Origin of the sequence: Pseudomonas sp. S32 (assembly GCF_016648095.1) — a bacterium.
Lineage (GTDB): Bacteria > Pseudomonadota > Gammaproteobacteria > Pseudomonadales > Pseudomonadaceae > Aquipseudomonas > Aquipseudomonas parafulva.
Genome location: NZ_JACVVF010000007.1, coordinates 83,001 through 103,717 on the forward strand (window position 1 = coordinate 83,001; position 20,717 = coordinate 103,717).

Annotated in this window: 23 protein-coding genes and 1 tRNA gene; 4 read left to right on the forward strand and 20 right to left on the reverse strand. The window is 61.7% G+C overall.

All coding sequences use genetic code 11. The annotated features are described in order from the left end of the window. The first annotated feature begins 8 nt into the window (after positions 1 to 8). Positions 9 to 1,676, forward strand: a complete 1,668-nt coding sequence (locus IAE38_RS05960; RefSeq protein ID WP_201216532.1) for a bifunctional protein-serine/threonine kinase/phosphatase — start codon at positions 9 to 11, stop codon at positions 1,674 to 1,676. 151 nt (positions 1,677 to 1,827) lie between these two features. Here the strand turns inward: IAE38_RS05960 and IAE38_RS05965 are convergent. The 18 genes from IAE38_RS05965 to IAE38_RS06050 form a co-directional block, all read right to left on the reverse strand. Then, positions 1,828 to 1,903, reverse strand: a tRNA-Lys gene (locus tag IAE38_RS05965). 60 nt (positions 1,904 to 1,963) lie between these two features. After that, on the reverse strand, positions 1,964 to 2,638 hold the full coding sequence (queC, locus tag IAE38_RS05970) for a 7-cyano-7-deazaguanine synthase QueC (protein WP_028634608.1): 675 nt from the start codon (positions 2,636 to 2,638) through the stop codon (positions 1,964 to 1,966). Positions 2,639 to 2,655: 17 nt separating this feature from the next. Further along, positions 2,656 to 3,303 (reverse strand): 7-carboxy-7-deazaguanine synthase QueE, encoded by a 648-nt coding sequence (gene queE, locus IAE38_RS05975; protein WP_028634607.1) that lies wholly within the window; start codon positions 3,301 to 3,303, stop codon positions 2,656 to 2,658. A 173-nt stretch (positions 3,304 to 3,476) separates the two neighbouring features. After that, on the reverse strand, positions 3,477 to 4,283 hold the full coding sequence (ybgF, locus tag IAE38_RS05980; protein WP_028634606.1) for a tol-pal system protein YbgF: 807 nt from the start codon (positions 4,281 to 4,283) through the stop codon (positions 3,477 to 3,479). 6 nt (positions 4,284 to 4,289) lie between these two features. Beyond that, complete coding sequence (gene pal / locus IAE38_RS05985) at positions 4,290 to 4,793, reverse strand: peptidoglycan-associated lipoprotein Pal (RefSeq protein ID WP_023536326.1); 504 nt, start codon at positions 4,791 to 4,793, stop codon at positions 4,290 to 4,292. Positions 4,794 to 4,847: 54 nt separating this feature from the next. After that, positions 4,848 to 6,119: a Tol-Pal system beta propeller repeat protein TolB gene (tolB, locus tag IAE38_RS05990; protein WP_236403592.1), complete on the reverse strand. Its 1,272-nt coding sequence runs from the start codon at positions 6,117 to 6,119 to the stop codon at positions 4,848 to 4,850. A gap of 26 nt (positions 6,120 to 6,145) precedes the next feature. Beyond that, positions 6,146 to 7,246 carry a cell envelope integrity protein TolA gene (tolA, locus tag IAE38_RS05995; RefSeq protein ID WP_033728125.1) on the reverse strand — a complete coding sequence of 367 codons (1,101 nt, stop codon included), beginning with the start codon at positions 7,244 to 7,246 and terminating at the stop codon, positions 6,146 to 6,148. Beyond that, the gene (tolR, locus tag IAE38_RS06000) at positions 7,246 to 7,698 is read right to left on the reverse strand and encodes a protein TolR (protein WP_003254760.1); all 453 of its coding nucleotides are present in this window, start codon (positions 7,696 to 7,698) and stop codon (positions 7,246 to 7,248) included. The genes tolA and tolR overlap by 1 nt, the downstream gene beginning before the upstream one ends. 14 nt (positions 7,699 to 7,712) lie before the next feature. Beyond that, positions 7,713 to 8,408 carry a protein TolQ gene (tolQ, locus tag IAE38_RS06005; RefSeq protein ID WP_027914217.1) on the reverse strand — a complete coding sequence of 232 codons (696 nt, stop codon included), beginning with the start codon at positions 8,406 to 8,408 and terminating at the stop codon, positions 7,713 to 7,715. Between the two features lie 2 nt (positions 8,409 to 8,410). After that, positions 8,411 to 8,863 carry a tol-pal system-associated acyl-CoA thioesterase gene (ybgC, locus tag IAE38_RS06010; RefSeq protein WP_028634603.1) on the reverse strand — a complete coding sequence of 151 codons (453 nt, stop codon included), beginning with the start codon at positions 8,861 to 8,863 and terminating at the stop codon, positions 8,411 to 8,413. A 125-nt stretch (positions 8,864 to 8,988) separates the two neighbouring features. Beyond that, positions 8,989 to 10,035 (reverse strand): Holliday junction branch migration DNA helicase RuvB, encoded by a 1,047-nt coding sequence (ruvB, locus tag IAE38_RS06015; RefSeq protein ID WP_060482092.1) that lies wholly within the window; start codon positions 10,033 to 10,035, stop codon positions 8,989 to 8,991. Beyond that, positions 10,032 to 10,649: a Holliday junction branch migration protein RuvA gene (ruvA, locus tag IAE38_RS06020; protein WP_028634601.1), complete on the reverse strand. Its 618-nt coding sequence runs from the start codon at positions 10,647 to 10,649 to the stop codon at positions 10,032 to 10,034. Before ruvA ends, ruvB begins: the two co-directional genes overlap by 4 nt. Positions 10,650 to 10,758: 109 nt before the next feature. Continuing rightward, the gene (gene ruvC / locus IAE38_RS06025; RefSeq protein ID WP_028634600.1) at positions 10,759 to 11,283 is read right to left on the reverse strand and encodes a crossover junction endodeoxyribonuclease RuvC; all 525 of its coding nucleotides are present in this window, start codon (positions 11,281 to 11,283) and stop codon (positions 10,759 to 10,761) included. Between the two features lie 153 nt (positions 11,284 to 11,436). Next, positions 11,437 to 12,183 carry a YebC/PmpR family DNA-binding transcriptional regulator gene (locus IAE38_RS06030; RefSeq protein ID WP_201216537.1) on the reverse strand — a complete coding sequence of 249 codons (747 nt, stop codon included), beginning with the start codon at positions 12,181 to 12,183 and terminating at the stop codon, positions 11,437 to 11,439. Between the two features lie 108 nt (positions 12,184 to 12,291). Next, positions 12,292 to 14,067 (reverse strand): aspartate--tRNA ligase, encoded by a 1,776-nt coding sequence (gene aspS, locus IAE38_RS06035; protein WP_201216541.1) that lies wholly within the window; start codon positions 14,065 to 14,067, stop codon positions 12,292 to 12,294. A gap of 93 nt (positions 14,068 to 14,160) precedes the next feature. Beyond that, the gene (locus IAE38_RS06040) at positions 14,161 to 14,382 is read right to left on the reverse strand and encodes an FmdB family zinc ribbon protein (protein WP_003254776.1); all 222 of its coding nucleotides are present in this window, start codon (positions 14,380 to 14,382) and stop codon (positions 14,161 to 14,163) included. 92 nt (positions 14,383 to 14,474) lie between these two features. After that, positions 14,475 to 14,804 carry a ribbon-helix-helix domain-containing protein gene (locus IAE38_RS06045; RefSeq protein ID WP_201216543.1) on the reverse strand — a complete coding sequence of 110 codons (330 nt, stop codon included), beginning with the start codon at positions 14,802 to 14,804 and terminating at the stop codon, positions 14,475 to 14,477. Between the two features lie 134 nt (positions 14,805 to 14,938). After that, a complete protein-coding gene (locus IAE38_RS06050; protein WP_060482094.1) occupies positions 14,939 to 15,412 on the reverse strand; it encodes a Dps family protein in 474 nt (157 codons plus the stop codon). 277 nt (positions 15,413 to 15,689) lie between these two features. Here IAE38_RS06050 and IAE38_RS24145 point away from each other — a divergent pair, with 277 nt between their 5' ends. After that, positions 15,690 to 16,283, forward strand: coding sequence for a cold-shock protein (locus IAE38_RS24145; protein ID WP_201216544.1), 594 nt, complete (start codon positions 15,690 to 15,692; stop codon positions 16,281 to 16,283). A 52-nt stretch (positions 16,284 to 16,335) separates the two neighbouring features. Here the strand turns inward: IAE38_RS24145 and IAE38_RS06060 are convergent, their stop codons facing one another. Together IAE38_RS06060 and IAE38_RS06065 are read right to left on the reverse strand one after the other, a co-directional pair. Beyond that, on the reverse strand, positions 16,336 to 16,542 hold the full coding sequence (locus tag IAE38_RS06060) for a SlyX family protein (RefSeq protein ID WP_201163665.1): 207 nt from the start codon (positions 16,540 to 16,542) through the stop codon (positions 16,336 to 16,338). Further along, a complete protein-coding gene (locus tag IAE38_RS06065; RefSeq protein WP_201163664.1) occupies positions 16,532 to 16,963 on the reverse strand; it encodes an HIT domain-containing protein in 432 nt (143 codons plus the stop codon). The genes IAE38_RS06060 and IAE38_RS06065 overlap by 11 nt, the downstream gene beginning before the upstream one ends. Before the next feature lie 597 nt (positions 16,964 to 17,560). Between IAE38_RS06065 and IAE38_RS06070 the strand changes: the two genes are divergently transcribed. Beyond that, complete coding sequence (locus tag IAE38_RS06070) at positions 17,561 to 18,832, forward strand: OprD family porin (protein WP_028634592.1); 1,272 nt, start codon at positions 17,561 to 17,563, stop codon at positions 18,830 to 18,832. A 153-nt stretch (positions 18,833 to 18,985) separates the two neighbouring features. After that, on the forward strand, positions 18,986 to 20,701 hold the full coding sequence (locus tag IAE38_RS06075) for a proline--tRNA ligase (protein ID WP_201211921.1): 1,716 nt from the start codon (positions 18,986 to 18,988) through the stop codon (positions 20,699 to 20,701). The last annotated feature ends 16 nt before the right edge of the window (positions 20,702 to 20,717 follow it).

The following is a 20,717-nucleotide window of genomic DNA, read 5'->3' on the forward strand; positions in this document are numbered from 1 at the left end:
CCACCGCCATGCCCCTGCACCTGCGCTATGCACACAGCAGTGCCAGCGGACCACGCGCCGAAAACCAGGACGCCACGCGTCTGGTCTGCCCCGCCGCATCGCTTGCGGCCAGCAAGGGCTACCTGTTCGCCCTGGCCGACGGCGTCAGCCAGTGTGCTGATGGCGGCCTGGCCGCACGCGCCACAGTGCAGGCCCTGGCCCACGACTACTACGCCACCCCGCAAACGTGGGGCGTGGCCCAGGCGCTGGACCGCTTGCTGATCGCGCAGAACCGCTGGCTGCACGCCAACGGCGGTGGCCAGCCCTTGCTCACCACCCTCAGCGCGCTGGTGCTACGCGGCCGCCGCTTTACCCTGGCGCACGTCGGCGATTGCCGGGTGTATCGCTGGCATGAGGGGCAATTGCAGCGCCTGAGTGAAGACCACGTGTGGAGCCAACCGGGCATGCAGCATGTGCTTAAGCGTGCCATGGGCCTGGAGCAGCACCTGGTGGTGGACTACCGCGAGGGTGAGCTGCACGCAGGCGAACATTTTCTGCTGGTCAGCGACGGCGTCTGGGCGACACTGGGCGATGCGTCCATCGCTGGCGTGCTGCGCGATGAGCCTGATTTGCAAAAGGCTACTCAGGCCTTGGTCACCGCCGCCCACCTGGCTGGCAGCCAGGACAACGCCAGCGCCGTACTCGCGTGTGTCGACGATCTTGGCGAAGCGAGCCTGGGCGACGCCCTCGAACACGTGCAGCAATGGCCGCTCCCCCCTGTTTTGAAAGCATGCCAACGCTTCGAAGGTTGGCAGGTCGACACGCTGCTGGGCCATACCCGGCAATCGCTGCTGTACCGGGTCCATGATGACCACCAGCAACCCTGGCTGCTGAAAACCCTGCCCGCCCACTGCGATGGCGACGAGGAAGCCGGCCAGCGCCTGCTGCAGGAAGAATGGTTTCTGCGCCGCGTAGCCGGGCGCTACTTCCCCGAAGTGCACCCCGCCAGCGAGCGCCAGCACCTCTATTACCTGATGCGCGAACACCCCGGCCTCACCCTCGCCGAACATCACCGCCAGCACGGCACGCTGGGCCTCACTCAAGGTCTGGACATCGCTATGCACCTGCTACGGGCGCTGGGCATGCTGCACCGGCGCAACATCCTGCACCGCGACATCAAGCCCGAGAACCTGCTGCTCAACGAAAACGGCAAATTGCGGGTTCTGGATTTTGGCTTGGCGTACTGCCCGGGGCTGTCGTCCCACACCCCCGGCGAACTGCCCGGCACCCCCAACTACATTGCCCCGGAGGCCTACGCAGGCGCCGCGCCAAGCGTGGCGCAAGACCTCTACAGCGCAGGCGTGACGCTCTATTTCCTGCTGACCGGCCATTACCCCCATGGCGAGATCGAGGCTTTCCAGCGCCCCCGCTTCGGCCCCCCTGTCCCCGCCAGCCGCTACCGCCCCGACTTGCCCGAGTGGCTGGTGCACAACCTCGACAAAGCCTTGGCCAGCGACCCAGCCGAGCGCTTCGAAACCGCCGAGCACTGGCAACTGGCGCTGCAACACGGCGAACAACAACCCAGCCCGCGCCCACGCCCACTGCTTGAACGCGCCCCCCTCAAGGTTTGGCGCAGCTTGGCCCTCGGCTCGTTGCTGCTGAACGGGCTGCTGCTGATCTGGCTGTTGCACGCATGATCCCAACACACCCAGGACCGCACCCGACGGTCCGCTGCCCCGATGAGGTATCCCATGAACGCAAAAGTCTGGTAGACGCACAGCGGGAGCTGAGCACATAAACGAAAAAGCCCGCCACCGTTTCCGGTAGCGGGCTTCAACGTACTGCGTATGGTGGGTCGTGTAGGATTCGAACCTACGACCAATTGGTTAAAAGCCAACTGCTCTACCAACTGAGCTAACGACCCGTTGGATGGCGCGTATAATACTGATTTCTAACGGGAAATCAACACATCAGCGCAATTTTCTCAAAAATACCGGGTAGGGTCGGCCTGCCCAGCAGCCCTGAAGCCTTCGGCACGCAGGCGGCAGCTGTCGCACTTGCCGCATGCGCGGCCATCATCGTCCGCCTGGTAGCAGGAAACCGTCAGGCTGTAGTCCACACCGCGGGCCATGCCCGCCTGTACGATCTGCGCCTTGCTCATGTTCTGCAACGGCGCCTGAATACGGAAACCCTGCCCTTCTACACCCGCTTTGGTGGCCAGGTTGGCCATACGCTCGAAGGCTTCGACGAACTCGGGGCGGCAGTCGGGGTAGCCGGAGTAGTCCACCGCGTTGACGCCAATGAAGATGTCGCGGGCCTGCAGTACTTCAGCCCAGCCCAACGCCAGCGACAGGAACACGGTGTTGCGCGCCGGCACGTAGGTGACCGGGATGCCTTCACCCGGGGCTTCTGGCACATCAATGCTGGTGTCGGTCAAGGCGGAACCGCCGATGCCGTCCAGGTTCAGGCCAATCACCTTGTGCTCCACCACACCCAGGTCACGTGCCACACGGGCTGCAGCATTCAGCTCAGCGCGGTGGCGCTGGCCGTAATCGAAGCTCATGGTGTAGCAACTGTAGCCTTCGGCTTTGGCCATGGCTACGACGGTGGCCGAGTCGAGGCCACCGGACAACAGGATTACTGCGCGTTTGTCTGTCATGTCTGTCACTCTTTCAATCAACGTCCGGGCTCGTCGTTCCACAACAGCTTGTGCAGTTGCAACTGGAACCGTACGGGCAGGTTATCGGCGACGATCCAGTCCGCCAGGTCGCTGGCACTGACCTGGTGGTGGCTAGGCGAAAACAGCACTTCGCCCGCGCGCTCGGCCAGGTTGTACTGGATCAGTTTGGACACCGCCCAGTCGTAGTCCTCACGGGAACAGATGACGAACTTGACCTGGTCGTTTCGGGTCAGTTGCTCGATGTTCTCGTAGCGGTTGCGGTGCGACTCCTCCGAACCCGGGGTCTTGAGGTCGACCACGCGGCTGACGCGCAGGTCGGTGCCGGCGATATCGAGGGCGCCGCTGGTTTCCAGCGACACCTCGTACCCGGCATCGCACAAACGCTGCAACAACGGCAAGGCATTGGGCTGAGCCAGCGGCTCGCCGCCGGTAACGCAGACATAACGCGGTTTGAAGCCCGCCACCTGCTCAAGGATCGAATCGAGGCTGCGCACGGTGCCACCACTGAAGGCATAGGCACTGTCGCAGTATTGACAGCGCAGGGGGCAACCGGTGAGCCGCACGAATACCGTGGGTAGCCCAGCCGTTCGCGTTTCACCCTGCAACGAGTAAAAGACTTCGGTGATGCGTAATGTGTCTTGCATGATCGCCACGGGCGTGACAGCTAAACAGGCTGCCCGCCTCCGTCAGGCACTGTCGCGGACTCGACATGGCGTTATCCGCAACAGCGTGTTTACGAAAAAAGGGCGCTGATTCTAACGAAAAAACCCGCGACAGGCGCGGGTTTCTTTCGAACGGTACCACCAAGCGGCACAGCCTAAAGCTTTTGCAGGTCTCGCTGAGCCAGCTGAGCGGCGGAGGTGCCGGGGTACTGGGTAACGACCTGCTGCAAAATACCTTTAACCTTGTCGGTATGCCCCAGGCGACGCTCAACATCAGCAAGCTTATAGAGCGAGTCCGGCACCTTGCTGTGCTTGGGGTACTTCTGGCTGACCTGGGCGAAGGCCTGGCTGGCACCTTGCAGGTCACCTTTGGCCAGGTTCACTTCGCCCAGCCAATACTGGGCATTGCCCGCATACTGGCTGTTGGGGTATTTGCGCAGGAAGGCGTTGAACGCCTGGCTGGCCTTGTCGAAGTCTTTCTGTTTAATCAGGTCGAAGGCGGCATCGTAGTAGAGCTTTTCCTTCGCCGGGTCACCGGGCTCGCTGTTGGCGGCCGGTTGTTGGGCTGCAGCACCTGCTGCTGCCCCGGTGGCGGCGCCAGAGGCACCACTACCAGCAGAATTGTCAGGGGTCGCGGCAGGCGCGGCGCCACTGTTGATGCGACGGTCCAGGTCCTGGTAACGCTCCAGGTTTTCCTGCTTCATGCGCGACACATCGTTTTGCAGCTCTTCGATGATGCCTTGCTGGCGGGAAAGCTGATCCTGCATCTGTTGCAGCTGCATGAACAGCTGGCCCTGTGCAGAGGCAGGGGCCGAAGCCCCTGACCCGGCATAGGCGCCGCTCGTGCCATAACCCGCAGGCGGATAGCTGCCTGAGTTGTCATCTACTACAGGGACTGCAGCCCACGCCGAAAGGGGCAGGCTGAGTGCGAGGACGGTTACTGCACGGCGGCACATACGCATAAAAACTTACTTACGCAGTTCTACGCGACGGTTTTGAGCCCAGGACTGCTCGTCGTTGCCAGTGGCAACTGGACGCTCTTCACCGTAGGAAACCACTTCCAGCTGAGCAGGGGAAACGCCCTGCAGAACCAGGTAGCGCTGAACGGCCTTGGCACGACGCTCGCCCAGAGCCATGTTGTACTCACGGGTACCGCGCTCGTCGGTGTTACCTTCCAGGACGACACGGTTGCCGTTGGCTTTCAGGTCCTTGGCGTGAACGTCCAGAGCGCGCATGGCTTCTGGCTTCAGGTCCGAGCTGTCGTATTCGAAGTAGAAGGTGGTGATTGCGCGCAGAGCGGCTTCTTCGCTCAGGGAACCGTCCACTGCGCCGGTGTTTGCACCGTAGCCAGCGTTCGGGTCAACGGCGCCAGCGCCTTCACCAGCATTGTCACCGCCCTTCGAGGAGCAACCTACAGCCACGGCCATGGCCAGAGCCAGCGCAGCGAATTTACCAAACTTCAGCATTTCCATCGTGAAACTCCTAATGAAACCCCAGTGTGTTAAGCAAAACGTATTACGCCGCAATCAGTTCAGGTAAGGGGACCAGGACGGTTCTCTGACTTCGCCTTGAGCGGTAGGAAGTGGGAGCCTCACGCGGCCATTAAGCGACACGAGCATCAAGACTCCCCGGCCCTGCTGGCGGGTGGCGTAGATTAGCATGGTGCCGTTGGGCGCAACAGTGGGAGACTCATCAAGACTGGTCTCCGAGAGAATCTTTACACTTCCGCGTTGCAAGTCCTGGGCCGCAACTTTGAAGTTGGTGAAGCCCTGCTGACGGTGAATCATGACCAAGGTCTTTTCGTCAGCCGACAGTTTCGGGTTGGCATTGTAGTTACCCACGAAGGTAACGCGTTCTGCACTGCCACCGCTGACCGACTGTTTGTAGATCTGTGGCTTGCCGCCACGGTCCGAGGTGAAGTACAGGGTGTTGCCATCCTTGCCCCAGAACGGTTCGGTATTGATGCCCGGGCCGGCGGTTACGCGGCTGATCTGGCGCGACGCCACGTTCATCACATAGATGTCCGGGTTACCGTCCTTGGACAGCACGAATGCCAGGCGCGAGCCGTCAGGCGACCAGGCAGGTGCGCCGTTGAGGCCTTCGAAGTTGGTGATCTGCTCGCGACGGCCCGTGTCGATGTGCTGGATGAAGATGCGCGGGCGACGCTGCTCGAACGACACATAGGCGATGCGCTTGCCATCCGGCGCGAAGCGCGGCGACAGGATCGGCTCACGCGACTGCAACAGGGTGACCGCACGTGCACCGTCGTAGTCCGAACGCTGCAGGGTGTAGCGGGTGTTGTTGGTAGAGAAGCGCTCGGCAGTGACGTACAGCATGCGGGTAGAGAATGCACCCTTGATGCCGGTGAGCTTCTCGAACGACTGGTCGGCAATGTAGTGCGACATGTCGCGCAACTGGTCGGTAGTGCCGGCCACGCTGCCAGTCAGCACCTGCTGCTCGGTGGCCACGTTGAACAGGGCGTACTGCACCTGCAGGCGGCCACCGGACGGCACGATGCTGCCGACCATCACGTACTGGGCACCCAGCGCTTTCCAGTCACGGAAGATGACTTCGCTGGCCTGGGACGGCTGGCTGATCATGTTCTGACGCGGAATGGGCGAGTAGTAGCCCGAGTTGCGCAGGTCGTTCCCGATGATGTCTGCCATGTCTTCAGGCAGCACGCTCCCGCCCTGTACGGCAAAGGGTACCACCGCGATGGGTGTGGCCCGGTCGCTACCACTGGTGACCAGGATGTTCTTTTCCTCTGCTACGGCCATGCCTGCCACGCAGCACAGCATGACCAGCAGTCCTCTCAGACGTTTAATCACAACGCTAGATCCTCAGGTGTAAATGTCATCTTGAACGAGCGATACCTGTTGAAATCGCTCGGCTTCATACCCTGCATTTCAGTCAGACGACCGATGTTCTTCATGGCGGCCACTGCCGAACTGTCAAACGGGCCGTCGCCACTGGAGCGCAGCACGCTCACATTGGTGATGGTGCCATCCGGCAGCATGCTGACCTGCAGGACTACCGTCATGCCTTTGCGTGCCGAAGGGGGCCGCGCCCAACCTTCTGCTGCACGCATGCGGATCAGGTCGTCGAAATCGCCGGCCACCTGGTCACCCTGCTCGTCCGCCAGTGCCTGCTGACGCTCAGTGGTGTCGGACAACAGCTCGGCCAGTGCCTGCGCCTTCTTGTCCTCAGCCGCCTTGCGCGCTGCTTCCTGGGCCTTTTTCTTCTGGGCATCTGCCGCGGCCTTTTTCTTGGCCTCTTCAGCTGCCTTTTTCTTCGCGTCCTCGGCTGCCGCCTTTTTCTTGGCGTCCTCGGCCGCTTTTTTCTTCGCCTCTTCGGCTGCCTTTTTCTTGGCATCCTCTGCGGCTTGTTTCTTCGCCTCTTCAGCCGCCTGCTTCTTGGCCTCGTCCTCGGCTTTTTTCTTCGCTTCGTCTTCGGCTTTTTTCTTGGCAATGTCGGCTTGCTGTTTTTCCGCCGCTTTTTTGGCCTCTTCGGCCTTCTTCGCTTCGGCCGCTTTCTTGGCTTCGGCCGTTTTTGCAGCTTCCTCGGCTTTTTTGGCCTCGGCCGCCTCGCGGGCTTCCTCGGCCTTTTGAGCAGCGTCGGCTTTCTTTTGTTCCGCCGCTTTCACAGCTTCCTGCTCGACCTTCTTCTGCTCCAGCTGCTCGACCTCGGTCTGGCGCGAAGCGGTTTTTTTCGCTTCCCCGGCAATCTTCTGGTTGGTCTGGGTGGTCGCCTGGCTCTTGGACTTGAGCTGATACAGCGTAGCCTGAACGATCGGCTTGGACGGCGGCAGCTCTGGGGTCATGGCGAAGCTGACGAACAGCAAGGCAAACACCAGCACATGCAGGCCGATGGCCCAGACACTGGGCCAGAAGTAGCTTTCCGAGGCGGATGGCTCTCGCTGTTGCATCAGGGCGCCTCGGTAATCAGGCCAACGTTACCGACACCGGCTTTCTGCAGCCCGCCCATGGCACCCATGACCGCGCCATAGTCCACGGCCTTGTCGCCGCGGATGAAGACCTGGGTCTGTTTGCCCTGGTCGCGGCCGGCGGCAATGATCTTGGTCACAGCGTCGGTCATGGCCGGCAAGGTCATGGCCTTGTCCATCTGCTTGTCGGTGTCGACTTCACTGCCGAGGTTCCAGTAGTAGGTCTTGTCGGCCTTGATGGAAATGGTAAGGATCTGGACGTTGTTGTCCTGCGGCAAGGCTTCGCTGGAAACCTTGGGCAGGTCTACCTTGACGCCCTGGTTGAGCATGGGCGCCGTCACCATGAAGATGACCAGCAGTACCAGCATCACGTCGATGTAGGGCACCACGTTCATCTCGGCGACGGGCTTGCGTTTGTGGCGAACTCGGGCCATGGGCTTCTACCTGATTACTCTTCGCTGGTGTGCACTTTACGGTGCAGGATCGCCTGGAACTCGTCGGCGAAGGTGTAGTAGCGGCTGATCAGCGTTTCACTGCGTGCCGCGAAGCGGTTGTAGGCAATGACCGCCGGGATTGCCGCGAACAGGCCGATGGCTGTAGCGATCAGGGCCTCGGCGATACCGGGGGCAACAGTGGCCAGGGTGGCCTGCTGGGCACTGGCCAGGCCGCGGAAGGAGTTCATGATCCCCCATACGGTACCGAACAGGCCGATGTACGGGCTGGTGGAACCCACGGTCGCCAGGAACGGCAGGCTTTGCTCGAGCTTTTCTTCCTCGCGGGAAATAGCAACGCGCATGGCACGGCCTACGCCTTCCATGACCGCGTCCGGGTCAACACCCGGTTGCTGGCGCAGGCGCGAGAATTCCTTGAAACCGGCACGGAAGACCTGCTCCACACCCGAATCCGGATCTGGGTTGCTGCCGGCCTGGCGGTACAGCTTGGACAGGTCGATACCCGACCAGAAGCGCTCTTCGAAGGCATCCAGCGCACGACGACCGGCGCGCAGCATGGTGCTGCGCTGAAAAATCATGATCCACGAGGTGACCGAGGCGGCCACCAGGGTCAGCATCACCAACTGCACCACTACGCTGGCATTGCTGACCAGACTCCACATGGAGGTATGGTCGACGACGTTAGCTTCCACGCTTATTCTCCTGCATTCGATTGATTACCCGAGCAGTCGGCCACAAAGGCGTCGCGCAGCTCCGGGGGGATGGCTCGGGGTTTGAAAGTGTCGGCGCGCACAGCGGCCACCAGGAACTGCCCTTCGCAGAGCAGCGTTTCATCCTTTTCCCGCCAGACCTGCTGCACGAAGCGCAGGCTGGCGCGATTGAGTTCAAGTACTTGCGCGGTAACCCGCAGTTCATCGTCCAGCCGCGCCGGCGCGTGGTAACGCGCTTCGCTGGAGTGGACTACAAACAGCAGGTTGCCCTGCGCCAGCTGCGACTGGGAAAAACCCAGGTGCCGCAAGCGTTCGGTGCGCGCGCGCTCCATGAATTTCAGGTAATTGACGTAATACACCACGCCGCCAGCATCGGTATCTTCGTAATAGACGCGACAACGGTGTGCAAAGGGTTCCAGGCCATTTAGCGCGCGCATACTCTAGTGCTTACTCCTCGCCTTGCCAATCCGCTGTGGCAACTGTTTTTTCATCGTTCATGTCGTATTGCCAGCGCCCATGCAACCTGCCAGCGGTAGGACCACGAAAAGCCGTTTTCGATCTGTCATTCATCGCCCGTTTGGGAAAAAACGGCGCCCTCCCCCAGCTGCCCCGGCACGTCGAGCCCGAAATGCAGGTAGGCATGACGGGTGACCACACGCCCGCGTGGTGTGCGCATGATGTAGCCCTGCTGGATCAGGTAGGGTTCGAGCACGTCCTCGATGGTGTGGCGTTCTTCGCTGATGGCGGCCGCCAGGTTGTCGACCCCCACCGGGCCCCCGTCGAACTTCTCGATCATGGTCAACAACAGGCGACGGTCGGAATGATCGAAGCCGCGCTCGTCCACATCCAGCAGGTTCAGCGCCATGTCGGCCACCGCCTTGGTGATCTGGCCCTTGCCCCGCACTTCGGCATAGTCGCGCACCCGGCGCAGCAGGCGGTTGGCAATACGCGGGGTGCCGCGCGCGCGGCGGGCGATCTCATAGGCGCCGAGGTCTTCGATGACCAGGCCCAGGATGCTTGCCGAGCGGCTGACGATGGTCGCCAGGTCCTTGTCGCTGTAGAACTCCAGGCGCTGGACGATACCGAAACGGTCGCGCAACGGGTTGGTAAGCATGCCCGCACGGGTGGTGGCGCCGACCAGGGTGAACGGTGGCAGGTCGAGCTTGATGGACCGGGCGGCAGGCCCCTCCCCGATCATGATATCGAGCTGAAAGTCTTCCATGGCCGGGTACAGCACTTCTTCGACGACGGGTGACAGCCGGTGGATTTCGTCGATGAACAGAACGTCATGGGGCTCCAGGTTGGTAAGCATCGCTGCCAGGTCCCCAGGCCGCTCGAGGATAGGCCCCGAAGTGCTCTTGACCGACACACCCATCTCATGGGCGATGATGTTGGCCAAGGTAGTCTTGCCCAGACCCGGGGGGCCGAAGATCAGCGTGTGGTCAAGCGATTCGCTGCGCCCCCGTGCGGCTTGGATGAACAGTGCCATCTGCTCGCGCACTACCGGCTGGCCGATGTACTCCTCCAGGCGTAATGGCCGGATCGCGCGGTCTTGCACGTCTTCGCGGTCGCGGCCACTGGCGGCGATCAGGCGGTCGGCTTCGATCACTTGGTAATCATCCCCTTGAGGCTGCGACGGATCAGCTCTTCACTGCTCAGGCTGGCCTTGTCCTTGATGGCCCCAATGGCCTTGCTCGCCTCTTGCGGCTTGTAGCCCAGCGAAACGAGGGCGCTGACGGCGTCGGCTTCGGCGGTTGATTCACTGGCCACCGGCAACGGCCCGTCCGATACCAGGGTGAACATGGCCGGGGACGTTTCCCAAGCCTTGAAGCGGTCCTTGAGCTCGACCAGCAGGCGCTCGGCGGTTTTCTTGCCAACGCCCGGCACACGCACCAGTGCCGAGGTGTCCTGAGCCTGTACGCAGCGCACCAGCTCGTCGACTTCCAGGCCCGACATCAGCGCCAGCGCCAGCTTGGGCCCTACGCCATTGAGGCGGATCAGTTCACGAAACAACTCGCGCTCGCGCTTTTCGGCGAACCCGTACAGCAGGTGGGCGTCCTCGCGCACCACCAGGTGGGTGTGCACGGTCACTGGCTCGCCAACCTTGGGCAGGCGATACAGGGTGGTCATGGGCACTTCGAGCTCGTAGCCCACGCCATTGACGTCGATAATCAGGTGCGGGGGCTGCTTTTCCGCCAGAGTGCCGCGCAATCTTCCAATCACGTTCCGATCCTTATTCTCGGGGAGCCGGTCGCAGACCGCTCAACCCTATCAGCAAATGCGGCGGGTGAACGCGCCACCCGCACATAATGTGTATCAGCGCATGAAGCGCCTACAGACGCAAGCGCCCGCCGCGCCGGCGCGCCGTGGCCAGGCCGTGGGGCACCAGGCTGGAACGGGTGTGGGCGTGGCACAAGGCGATGGCCAGGGCATCGGAGGCGTCGATCTGCGGTTTTTGCGTGAGCTTGAGCAGGTGCATGACCATCATCATCACCTGCTCTTTGTTGGCGCCGCCGGTGCCGGCCACCGCCTGCTTGACCTGGGTGGCGCTGTACTCGGCGATCTCAAGGCCCGCCTCGGCGGCCGCCACGATCGCAGCCCCCCGGGCCTGGCCCAGCTTGAGCGCCGAATCGGCATTGCGGGCCATGAACACCCGCTCGATGCCCATGGTCACAGGGCCGTGCTGGGCGATGACTTCACTGACCCCGCGAAACACGATCTGCAACCGCTCATGCAGCTCGCCGCTGCCGGTGCGGATGCAGCCTGACGCCACATACTCGCAGCCGCGGGCGGTCTGGCGCACCACGCCGTAACCGGTGATGCGCGAGCCGGGGTCGATACCTAGAATCAGAGTCATAGCGCCTGTCGAAAAAAATGATGCATGCTGCAAACGGTACGGCCCTTTCGCGGCGGTACGGCGCTGCGAGTCTATCGGAGCGCCGTACCGCCGCGAAAGGGCCGGTGCGAGCAAAGAAAAGCCTGAATGCCTGATTGGAGCTACCAGAACACCCTAGCCGAGGTTTTCCATGATCTCGTCGGAGATCTGCGCATTGGAATAGACGTTCTGCACGTCGTCCAGGTCTTCGAGCATGTCGATCAGCTTGAGTACCTTTTCAGCGCCATCCTGGTCCAACTCGGCACTGGTGGTCGGCTGCATGACGATTTCCGCATCCGCCGCCTTGAAACCTGCCTCTTCCAGCGCATTGCGCACGGCATAGAAGCTGTTGAACGACGTAAACACCTCGAACGAGCCATCATCGTTGGCTACCACGTCGTCGGCATCGGCCTCCATCGCAGCTTCCATCAGGGCGTCTTCGTCTATCCCTGGGGCGAAACTGATCTGGCCCTTGCGTTCGAACAGATACGCCACCGAACCGTCGGTGCCCAGGTTGCCCCCGCATTTGGTGAAGGCATGGCGCACAGCCGCAGCCGTGCGGTTGCGGTTGTCTGTCATGGCTTCGACCATGATCGCCACGCCGCCTGGGCCGTAACCTTCGTAGCTGAGCTCTTCGACGTTGTCGCTTTCGTTGGTACCGGCACCACGTGCCACGGCGCGGTCAATAATGTCGCGGCTCATGTTGGCACCCAGGGCCTTATCCAGCGCCAGGCGCAAGCGCGGGTTGGAGGCCGCGTCCGGGCCGCCCTGCTTGGCAGCGACGGTCAGCTCACGGATCCACTTGGTGAAGACCTTGCCTCTCTTGGCATCCTGGCGCTCTTTGCGGTGCTTGATGTTCGCCCACTTGGAATGGCCTGCCATAACGACTCCCGATCCTTGAAACAGAAACAGGTTCCGCCCCGAAGGGCGGAACATGGAAAGACTGCGCCGAAGCGCATGGGCGCATCCGCCGGATACGCCCGGGGCCGATTACTCGACCTTGGTCTGCTCGCGCAGACGGATATGCAGCTCGCGCAGGGCCTTGGCATCGACCAGCCCTGGGGCCTGGGTCATGACGCACGCGGCACTCTGGGTTTTCGGGAAGGCGATCACTTCACGAATCGACTGGGCGCCAGTCATCAGCATGACCAGGCGGTCCAGACCGAAGGCCAGGCCGCCGTGGGGCGGTGCACCGAACTTCAGGGCATCGAGCAGGAAGCCGAACTTCTCTTCCTGTTCCGCCGCTTCGATACCCAGCAGGCGGAACACGGCCTGCTGCATTTCCTTGCGGTGGATACGGATGGAACCGCCACCCAGTTCAGTGCCGTTGAGCACCATGTCGTAGGCGCGGGACAGGGCCGTGGCGGGGTTGGCCTCAAGCTCCTGCGGGGAGCACTTCGGCGCGGTGAACGGGTGGTGCAACGCCGTGAAGCTGCCGTCTTCGTTCTCTTCGAACATCGGGAAGTCGACGACCCACATCGGTGCCCACTCGCAGGTGAACAGCTCGAAGTCGTGACCCAGGCGGATACGCAGCGCGCCCAGGGCCTCGCTGACGATCTTGAACTTGTCTGCACCGAAGAACACGATGTCGCCGTCTACAGCGCCGACGCGGTCGAGGATGGTGTTGAGGTTGGCCTCGGGGATGTTCTTGACGATCGGCGACTGCAGGCCCTCGCCCCCTTTGGCGCGCTCGTTGACCTTGATGTAGGCCAGGCCGCGGGCACCATAGATGCCGACGAACTTGGTGTACTCGTCGATCTTGCTGCGCGGCATGCTGGCGCCGCCTGGCAGGCGCAGGGCGGTGACGCGGCATTTCGGATCGTTGGCCGGGCCGGCGAACACCTTGAAATCGACGTCCTTGAGCTGGTCGGCAACATCGACCAGTTCCAGCGGGATACGCAGGTCTGGCTTGTCGGAACCGTAGCGGCGCATGGCTTCTTCGAAGGTCATGTGCGGGAAATCGCCGAACTCCAGGTCCAGCACTTCCTTGAACAGCTTGCGGATCATGCTCTCGGTCAGCCCCATGATCTCGGATTCGTCCAGGAAGCTGGTCTCGATGTCGATCTGGGTGAATTCCGGCTGGCGATCTGCGCGCAGGTCTTCGTCACGGAAGCATTTGGCTATCTGGTAGTAGCGGTCGAAGCCGGCCACCATCAGCAGCTGCTTGAACAGTTGCGGCGACTGTGGCAGGGCAAAGAAGCTGCCGGCGTGGGTACGGCTTGGCACCAGGTAGTCACGCGCGCCTTCTGGGGTGGCACGGGTGAGGATCGGGGTTTCCACATCCAGGAAGCCGTTTTCGTCGAGGAAGCGGCGGATGCTGCTGGTGATGCGCGAGCGCAGGCGCAGCTTGTCGGCCATTTCCGGGCGACGCAGGTCGATGAAGCGATAGCGCAGGCGGGTTTCTTCGCCCACGTCGGAGTATTCGTTCAACGGGAACGGCGGGGTTTCGGCTTCGTTCAGCACATTGAGCTGATAACCGAGGATTTCGATGGCGCCGGACGCCATGTTGGCATTGACCGCACCGTCAGGGCGCTTGCGCACCTTGCCGGTGACCTGCACGACGTACTCGCTGCGCACGCGGTCAGCAGCGGCGAAGGTGTCGGCGCGGTCCGGGTCGAACACGACCTGGGCCATGCCCTCGCGGTCACGGATGTCGAGGAAGATCACCCCGCCGTGGTCCCGGCGACGATGGACCCAGCCGCAAAGGGTGACTTCCTGGCCGTCCAGGCTCTCGTTCAGTTGGCCGCAATAATGGCTGCGCATCATGATGGTGGTTTCGCTTCTCGTGATTCGTGTATTCGGTGGAGGCCTTGGCCGCCCGGAGGGCTAATACTGCAAGACCCGGTCACAGCATTCAACTCAGTCGGCCTTGTCGCCGCCTGCCAGGTTCTTCTTGGCGCCAGTCTTGAAGTCGGTTTCGTACCAGCCGTTACCGCTGAGGCGGAAACCGGGTACCGACAGCAACTTCTTCAGCGCCGGGGCCTGACAGGCCGGGCAGTCGGTAAGCGGCGCGGCGCTGATTTTCTGCAGCACCTCCATGCGGTGCTCGCAGGACGCACATTGATAGTCATAAAGGGGCATGGGTGTCTCTCGTCAACCACAACGCTGGCTGCCGGGGCAGCAAAAAGCGGGATTATATATGGTTAACCGGCACTGCGCAGCCCGCCGGGCGATCAGTGCGCAGCTGGCGGGTCCTGCAGCCATGCCACGCAGATCACGCGGATGAGGCCACTGAAGTTGCGCACCCCACCCTGGCGCAGGTGTATTTCGCGGTCCACGTAGGACAGTACCGCGCTGACCGAGCAGTGGTTCACCGCAGCGATGCGTTCCAGGATGCTCCAGTACACCGCCTCCAGGCGCAGGCAGGTTGAAAACCCGTTCAACCGTACCGAGCGCGACACGGGCTGTGTCTGCAGCATGTCGAAGTCGGCCTTGAAGGGGTCGATGCACTGTTTGCCAGGCCAACGCCCTTGGCCTGTCGTACGTTTGCTCGCGGGGATCATCTGCCACACCTCCTCGTATCAGGTACCAGGGGGTGTATGAAGCGCCGTTCGGTCGGTACTGAGCAGCGGCAAAGCCTTCCCGCACAAATCACAAAGGCCCGGGCGGTTACCCGGGCCTTCGCATACAGTGCCTGCTACTTGCCGTCGAGCAGCACTCGCAACATCCAGGCGGTTTTTTCGTGAACCTGCATGCGCTGGGTCAGCAGGTCGGCGGTGGGTTCGTCACTGACCTTGTCCACCACCGGGAAGATGCTGCGCGCCGTGCGCACCACGGTTTCCTGCCCCTGTACCAACTGGCGGATCATTTCATCGGCATGGGGCACCCCTTCCTCCTCCTCGATCGAGGAGTGGCGGGCATAAAATGCATACGAACCGGGTGCCGGAAAGCCCAGTGCACGGATACGCTCGGCGATGGAGTCGACTGCCAGCGCCAGCTCGTTGTATTGCTCTTCGAACATCAGGTGCAAGGTACGGAATGATGGCCCGGTGACGTTCCAGTGAAAATTATGGGTTTTCAGATACAGCACGTACGTGTCCGACAACAGGCGGGACAGCCCATCGACGATGGACTTGCGATCTGCTTCATTGATGCCGATATCGATTGCCATGACGTTCCCCTTCTGAAAGCTTGAGACCCAAACGGGTGCCGACCACTGTAGCAATACCTGGGGCGTTGCGCCTGTGACAAGGCGTTGCAGGCCACCCGCGAACGCCCTGCGGTTTGAGTACCCTGCGGCTTTACTGTTAAATAGGCAGCGTGCCACCCGTGCGGACTGCAATTGCCGGGTGCATAGGCTGTGGGTCATGTGTTCGCGCTCTACATCTCATGCGCACCGTGCCGCCAGCTCTCCCCGTGATCAGCTTTATCAACTGTGAGCCAATCCCATGTTCAAGATCGTCCATCTGGTGACGGGCGTGGCAGCGCTGCTGCTATCGTTCATGCCCAGCCTGAAAACCGAAGCCATACCCTTCCTGCAACAACCCGACGCGGTGTACCTGGCCCTGCTCGGCCTGCTCAACCTGGTACTGGCACCGGTGGTACCGCTGCACTACCGCGGCGCCAGGCAACAATTGCAATACCTGGCCTGCGCCTTGCTGGTGGTAGCGGTGGTGCTGCAAACCCTGACCCTGCTGGCGCGCCCGGAAATGGGCAACCTGGCGGCGCTGGTCTGTGCATCGCTGGCTGTGCTGCTGCACCTGGTGGCGGGTTTCGCCCAAAGCCCGCGTAAGGCCCGCGCAACCCAGCACAGCACACCTGATGCCAGCAACCGGGATACCGGCACCGTGAAGTGGTTCAACACCTCCAAAGGCTTCGGCTTTATCTCCCGGGATTCCGGCGACGATATTTTCGTGCACTTTCGCGCCATTCGCGGTGAGGGCCACCGCATTCTGGTCGAGGGCCAGCGCGTCGAGTTTTCCGTGATGCACCGCGACAAAGGCCTGCAGGCCGAGGACGTGGTGGCGGTGAACCGCCGCTGAAACCCACCCCTCCAGCGGGCCGGCCACCGGCCCGACAGGTAAGCCGCTGTGTTCAGTAATGAGGCGGCGGCGCCTCCTCACCCTCACTGCCGTACTGCCCTACCATTTCCTCGTAACGCTTGAGCAGCTCGGCCATCTGCAACTGCAGCCGCTCGATCACCCGCCCCTGCTCCACCACCACGTCATTGAGCGCCTGGATGGTGTCATCCTGAAACGCCTGACGGGTTTCCAGCTCGACCATGCGCTGCTCAAGCGACATCGGCGGCCTCCTTGAAGCCTTCCAGCTGCAAAGCCCGCACGCGCTGGCGAACCACTTGCACCTGCTCGTCGCTGTAGCTCACCGCCGGGCACTTGCCCCAAACCGGTGCCGGCCATGCCGCGTCGCCTTGCATACGCACGATCACATGCATGTGCAACTGGCTGACCACGTTACCCAGGGTGGCGACATTCATCTTGTCGGCGCCATAGCTGGCTTTGAGCGCGACGGCCAACTGGGTGGTTTCTTGCCACAACTGGTGTTGCTCGGCGGCGTCCAGGTCGAAAAGCTCACTGACGCCCGGGCGTTTTGGCACCAGGATGAACCACGGATAGTTGGCATCCTTGCTCAGCAGCAGCTGGCATAGCGCGAAGTCACCCAGTACCACCGTATCGAGTTGCAAACGCGAATCAAGAACAAACAAAGTGAATCTCCTCCAAGCGGATACAGCGGTTACAACGTAAAAAAAAGCCGTCATCAGAATACGCTGCACGATCCCGGTAACACAGCGCTACTTTTCGCACCAAAATGACGCCTCCTATACACGGTCTGACACAAACGAAGGCCACAATTGACTCTGGATTAACAAATCGCGGTAACACATTGACTTTGATAGCAAGCTAGCGGGTTTGCCACGTGGGTTTGCACAGGCACACCATCAGACAGCGCACACCCCGTGTTTTCAGGACCTCGGCGGGGGTCGCCCCCGGCAAATGTGAAAATTTCATCAACCGGGGCAAATATGAGCACGCTTGTTGCATTGCTCTGACGCCAAGTCGGCATGACTACTGCAATACCCGGGTTACCAAGGCTATATGTGAAAAGCTGCGGATTACGACCTGAAAATGCCCGACAGCGACGTGGAAAAAAAGTTCCGTAAAGAGTGCTTATTGCCATATCGCCAACGTCAGTCAGCGTGCTATATCTTTTCGCCGACATAACAAGAAAGAGCTGCGCCCGATAACTAGAACACCTGGACGCAGCGGTACTCTTCCTAAAAAAACCAAAGGAGCAAATCACGATGCGCGTGATGAAGTGGAGCATGATCGCCCTGGCCGTTTCGGCGGGGTCCTCGCAGATGGCACTGGCCTCTTCGCAGGATGAGTCCAAAGGTTTTGTTGAAGACAGCAAGCTGAGCGTCAAAACTCGCATGCTGTATTTCAGCCGTGATTTCCGCAACAACCAGGGCGGCCAAAGCCGCCGCGAAGAAACTGGCCTCGGTTTCGTCGGCACCTACGAGTCGGGCTTCACCCAGGGCACCGTAGGTGTAGGCCTGGACGCCATCGGCATGCTGGGCCTGAAGCTGGACAGCGGCAAAGGCCGCGCCGGCACCGGCCTGTTCCCGACGGGCTCCGACGGCCGCTCGCAGGATGACTACTCCAAAGGCGGCGGCGCGGTGAAATTCCGCATTTCCGACACCGTTCTGAAAGTCGGCGACCAGTTCACTGCGCTGCCCGTCTTCGCAACCGATGACAGCCGCCTGCTGCCTGAGATCGCCCAAGGTGCATTGCTCACCAGCAACGACATCAAAGGCCTGACCCTGCACGCCGGCCGCTTCACCAGCCTGACCGGCCAGGAGCAGACCAACCGTGACAGCCTGCGCCTGAAGGAAGCCGATGTATTCGGTGGTACCTACGCCTTCACCGACAGCCTGTCCACCAGCCTGTACTACTCCAAGGTCGAAGACTACTGGCGCAAATACTACGCCAACGTCAACTGGGCGCTGCCGCTGTCCGACAAGCAAGGCCTGGTGTTCGACTTCAACTTCTACGACACCAAGAGCGATGGCCAAGGCCTGCAGCGCGCCGAGAAAGACGGCGTGACCAAGCTCGACAACCGTGCCTTCAGCCTGTCCGGTGCGTACAACATCGGCGCGCACACCTTCACCCTGGCCTACCAGAAAGTGACCGGTGACGGCGACTATGGCTACGGCGTAGACGGCGGTGGCACCGTGTTCCTGGCCAACTCCGTGGCGCGTTCCGACTTCAACGCCGAAGGCGAGAAGTCCTGGCAGGCCCGCTACGACCTGAACTTTGCCGAGTACGGCATCCCAGGCCTGAGCTTCATGACTCGCTACGTGCGCGGTACCGGTGCAGACACCGGCACCACCAGCAATGGCAAGGAATGGGAACGCGACATCGACATCAAGTACGTGCTGCAGGAAGGCCCGGCCAAGGACCTCAGCTTCCGCGTACGTCAGGCCACCTACCGCTCTTCCGATGGCGTCTACTACGGCTCCCCATCGCTGGACGAACTGCGCCTGATCGTGGAGTACCCGCTGAGCATCCTGTAAGCCTGGCTTGCAGTGCCCCGCCCTTGAAAAGCCCGGCGATCACGCCGGGCTTTTTCTTTGGCTGACAACAGCGGCGCCCTGGGGCATCCTGTACGCCTTCGTTTCACCCCCGTACAATGCGGGGCTATTTCAACGTATTAGACACGGCTAACCATGCGCACCAGTCAATATTTGCTCGCCACCCAGAAAGAAACCCCTGCCGACGCAGTGGTCATCAGCCACCAGCTCATGCTGCGTGCCGGCATGATCCGCAAACTGGCCTCCGGCCTGTACACCTGGCTGCCGATGGGCCTGCGGGTCATGCGCAAGGTCGAGAACGTGGTGCGCGAGGAAATGAACGCAGCCGGCGCACTGGAAGTGCTGATGCCCAGCATCCAGCCCGCCGAACTGTGGCAGGAATCCGGCCGCTGGGAGCAGTACGGCCCCGAGCTGCTGCGGGTCAAGGACCGTCACCAGCGTGAGTTCTGCGTGGGCCCTACCCACGAAGAGGTCATCACCGACCTGGCCCGCAATGAGCTGTCCAGCTATAAACAGCTGCCGCTGAACATGTACCAGATCCAGACCAAGTTCCGTGACGAGATCCGCCCGCGCTTCGGCCTGATGCGCGGCCGCGAGTTCATCATGAAGGACGCCTACTCGTTCCATGCCGACCAGGGCTCCCTGCAGGAAACCTACGACCGCATGCACCAGGCGTACACCAATGTGTTCACCCGCCTGGGCCTGGATTTCCGCCCTGTGCAGGCCGACACCGGGTCCATCGGCGGCAGCTACTCGCACGAATTCCACGTGCTGGCCGAGTCGGGTGAAGACGATGTGATCTTCAGCGACAGCTCCGACTACGCCGCCAACATCGAGAAGGCCGAGGCCATGCCGCGGGAAACCGTGCGCCCTGCCCCTACCGAAGAGCTGCGCCTGGTCGATACGCCCAATGCCAAGACCATTGCCCAGCTGGTTGAGAACTTCGGCCTGCCGATCGAGAAAACCGTCAAGACCTTGATCGTACGTGGCTCCGAAGAGGGCAAGCTGGTCGCCCTGGTCGTGCGTGGTGACCACGAGCTCAACGAAATCAAGGCCGCCAAGCTGGAGCAGGTGGCCGACCCGCTGGTCATGGCAACCGATGCCGACCTGCGTGACGCCATTGGCGCCGGCGCCGGCTCGCTCGGCCCGATGAACCTGCCGCTGGAGTGCGTGATCGACCGCTCGGTGGCCCTGATGAGCGACTTCGGCATCGGCGCCAACATCGACGACAAGCACTACTTCGGCGTGAACTGGGAACGCGACCTGCCAGTACCTCAGGTGGCCGACCTGCGTAACGTGGTCGAAGGCGACCCAAGCCCGGACGGCCAAGGCACGCTGGTGATCAAGCGCGGTATCGAAGTGGGCCATATCTTCCAGCTGGGCACCAAGTACAGCGAGGCGCTCAAGTGCCAGGTACTGGGTGAAAACGGCAAGCCAGTGGTGCTGTCCATGGGCTGCTACGGCATTGGTGTATCCCGCGTGGTGGCCGCTGCCATCGAGCAGAACCACGACGACAAGGGCATTATCTGGAACGATGCACTGGCGCCCTTCCAGATCGCCCTGGTACCACTGCGCTATGAGACCGAGGTTGTTCGCGAGGCGACCGACAAGCTGTATGCCGAGCTGACCGCTGCCGGTTACGAAGTGCTGCTGGACGACCGGGACAAGAAGACCAGCCCCGGTATCAAGTTCGCCGACATGGAACTGATCGGTATTCCGCACCGCATCGTGGTCAGTGACCGTGGCCTGGCTGATGGCAACCTGGAATACAAGCACCGGACCGAGCAGGATGCCCAAGCGTTGCCGCTCAACGAGGTGCTGACCTTCCTGCAGACCCGCGTTCGCCGCTGATAACCAATGCCCGAGT

Bases quoted from the DNA above. Each gene is read 5' to 3' on its own strand.
- aspS (WP_201216541.1), bottom strand. From the start codon at position 14,067: ATGATGCGCAGCCATTATTGCGGCCAACTGAACGAGAGCCTGGACGGC.
- IAE38_RS06030 (WP_201216537.1), bottom strand. From the start codon at position 12,183: ATGGCAGGCCATTCCAAGTGGGCGAACATCAAGCACCGCAAAGAGCGC.
- ruvC (WP_028634600.1), bottom strand. From the start codon at position 11,283: ATGACTCTGATTCTAGGTATCGACCCCGGCTCGCGCATCACCGGTTAC.
- IAE38_RS06060 (WP_201163665.1), bottom strand. From the start codon at position 16,542: ATGTCGCTTGAGCAGCGCATGGTCGAGCTGGAAACCCGTCAGGCGTTT.
- tolA (WP_033728125.1), bottom strand. From the start codon at position 7,246: ATGCAACAGCGAGAGCCATCCGCCTCGGAAAGCTACTTCTGGCCCAGT.
- pal (WP_023536326.1), bottom strand. From the start codon at position 4,793: ATGGAAATGCTGAAGTTTGGTAAATTCGCTGCGCTGGCTCTGGCCATG.
- queC (WP_028634608.1), bottom strand. From the start codon at position 2,638: ATGACAGACAAACGCGCAGTAATCCTGTTGTCCGGTGGCCTCGACTCG.
- IAE38_RS06070 (WP_028634592.1), top strand. From the start codon at position 17,561: ATGCGCGTGATGAAGTGGAGCATGATCGCCCTGGCCGTTTCGGCGGGG.
- IAE38_RS05960 (WP_201216532.1), top strand. From the start codon at position 9: ATGCCCCTGCACCTGCGCTATGCACACAGCAGTGCCAGCGGACCACGC.
- ybgC (WP_028634603.1), bottom strand. From the start codon at position 8,863: ATGCGCGCGCTAAATGGCCTGGAACCCTTTGCACACCGTTGTCGCGTC.
- tolB (WP_236403592.1), bottom strand. From the start codon at position 6,119: ATGCTGTGCTGCGTGGCAGGCATGGCCGTAGCAGAGGAAAAGAACATC.
- IAE38_RS06075 (WP_201211921.1), top strand. From the start codon at position 18,986: ATGCGCACCAGTCAATATTTGCTCGCCACCCAGAAAGAAACCCCTGCC.
- tolR (WP_003254760.1), bottom strand. From the start codon at position 7,698: ATGGCCCGAGTTCGCCACAAACGCAAGCCCGTCGCCGAGATGAACGTG.
- queE (WP_028634607.1), bottom strand. From the start codon at position 3,303: ATGCAAGACACATTACGCATCACCGAAGTCTTTTACTCGTTGCAGGGT.
- IAE38_RS06040 (WP_003254776.1), bottom strand. From the start codon at position 14,382: ATGCCCCTTTATGACTATCAATGTGCGTCCTGCGAGCACCGCATGGAG.
- IAE38_RS24145 (WP_201216544.1), top strand. From the start codon at position 15,690: ATGTTCAAGATCGTCCATCTGGTGACGGGCGTGGCAGCGCTGCTGCTA.
- IAE38_RS06050 (WP_060482094.1), bottom strand. From the start codon at position 15,412: ATGGCAATCGATATCGGCATCAATGAAGCAGATCGCAAGTCCATCGTC.
- IAE38_RS06045 (WP_201216543.1), bottom strand. From the start codon at position 14,804: ATGATCCCCGCGAGCAAACGTACGACAGGCCAAGGGCGTTGGCCTGGC.
- ybgF (WP_028634606.1), bottom strand. From the start codon at position 4,283: ATGCGTATGTGCCGCCGTGCAGTAACCGTCCTCGCACTCAGCCTGCCC.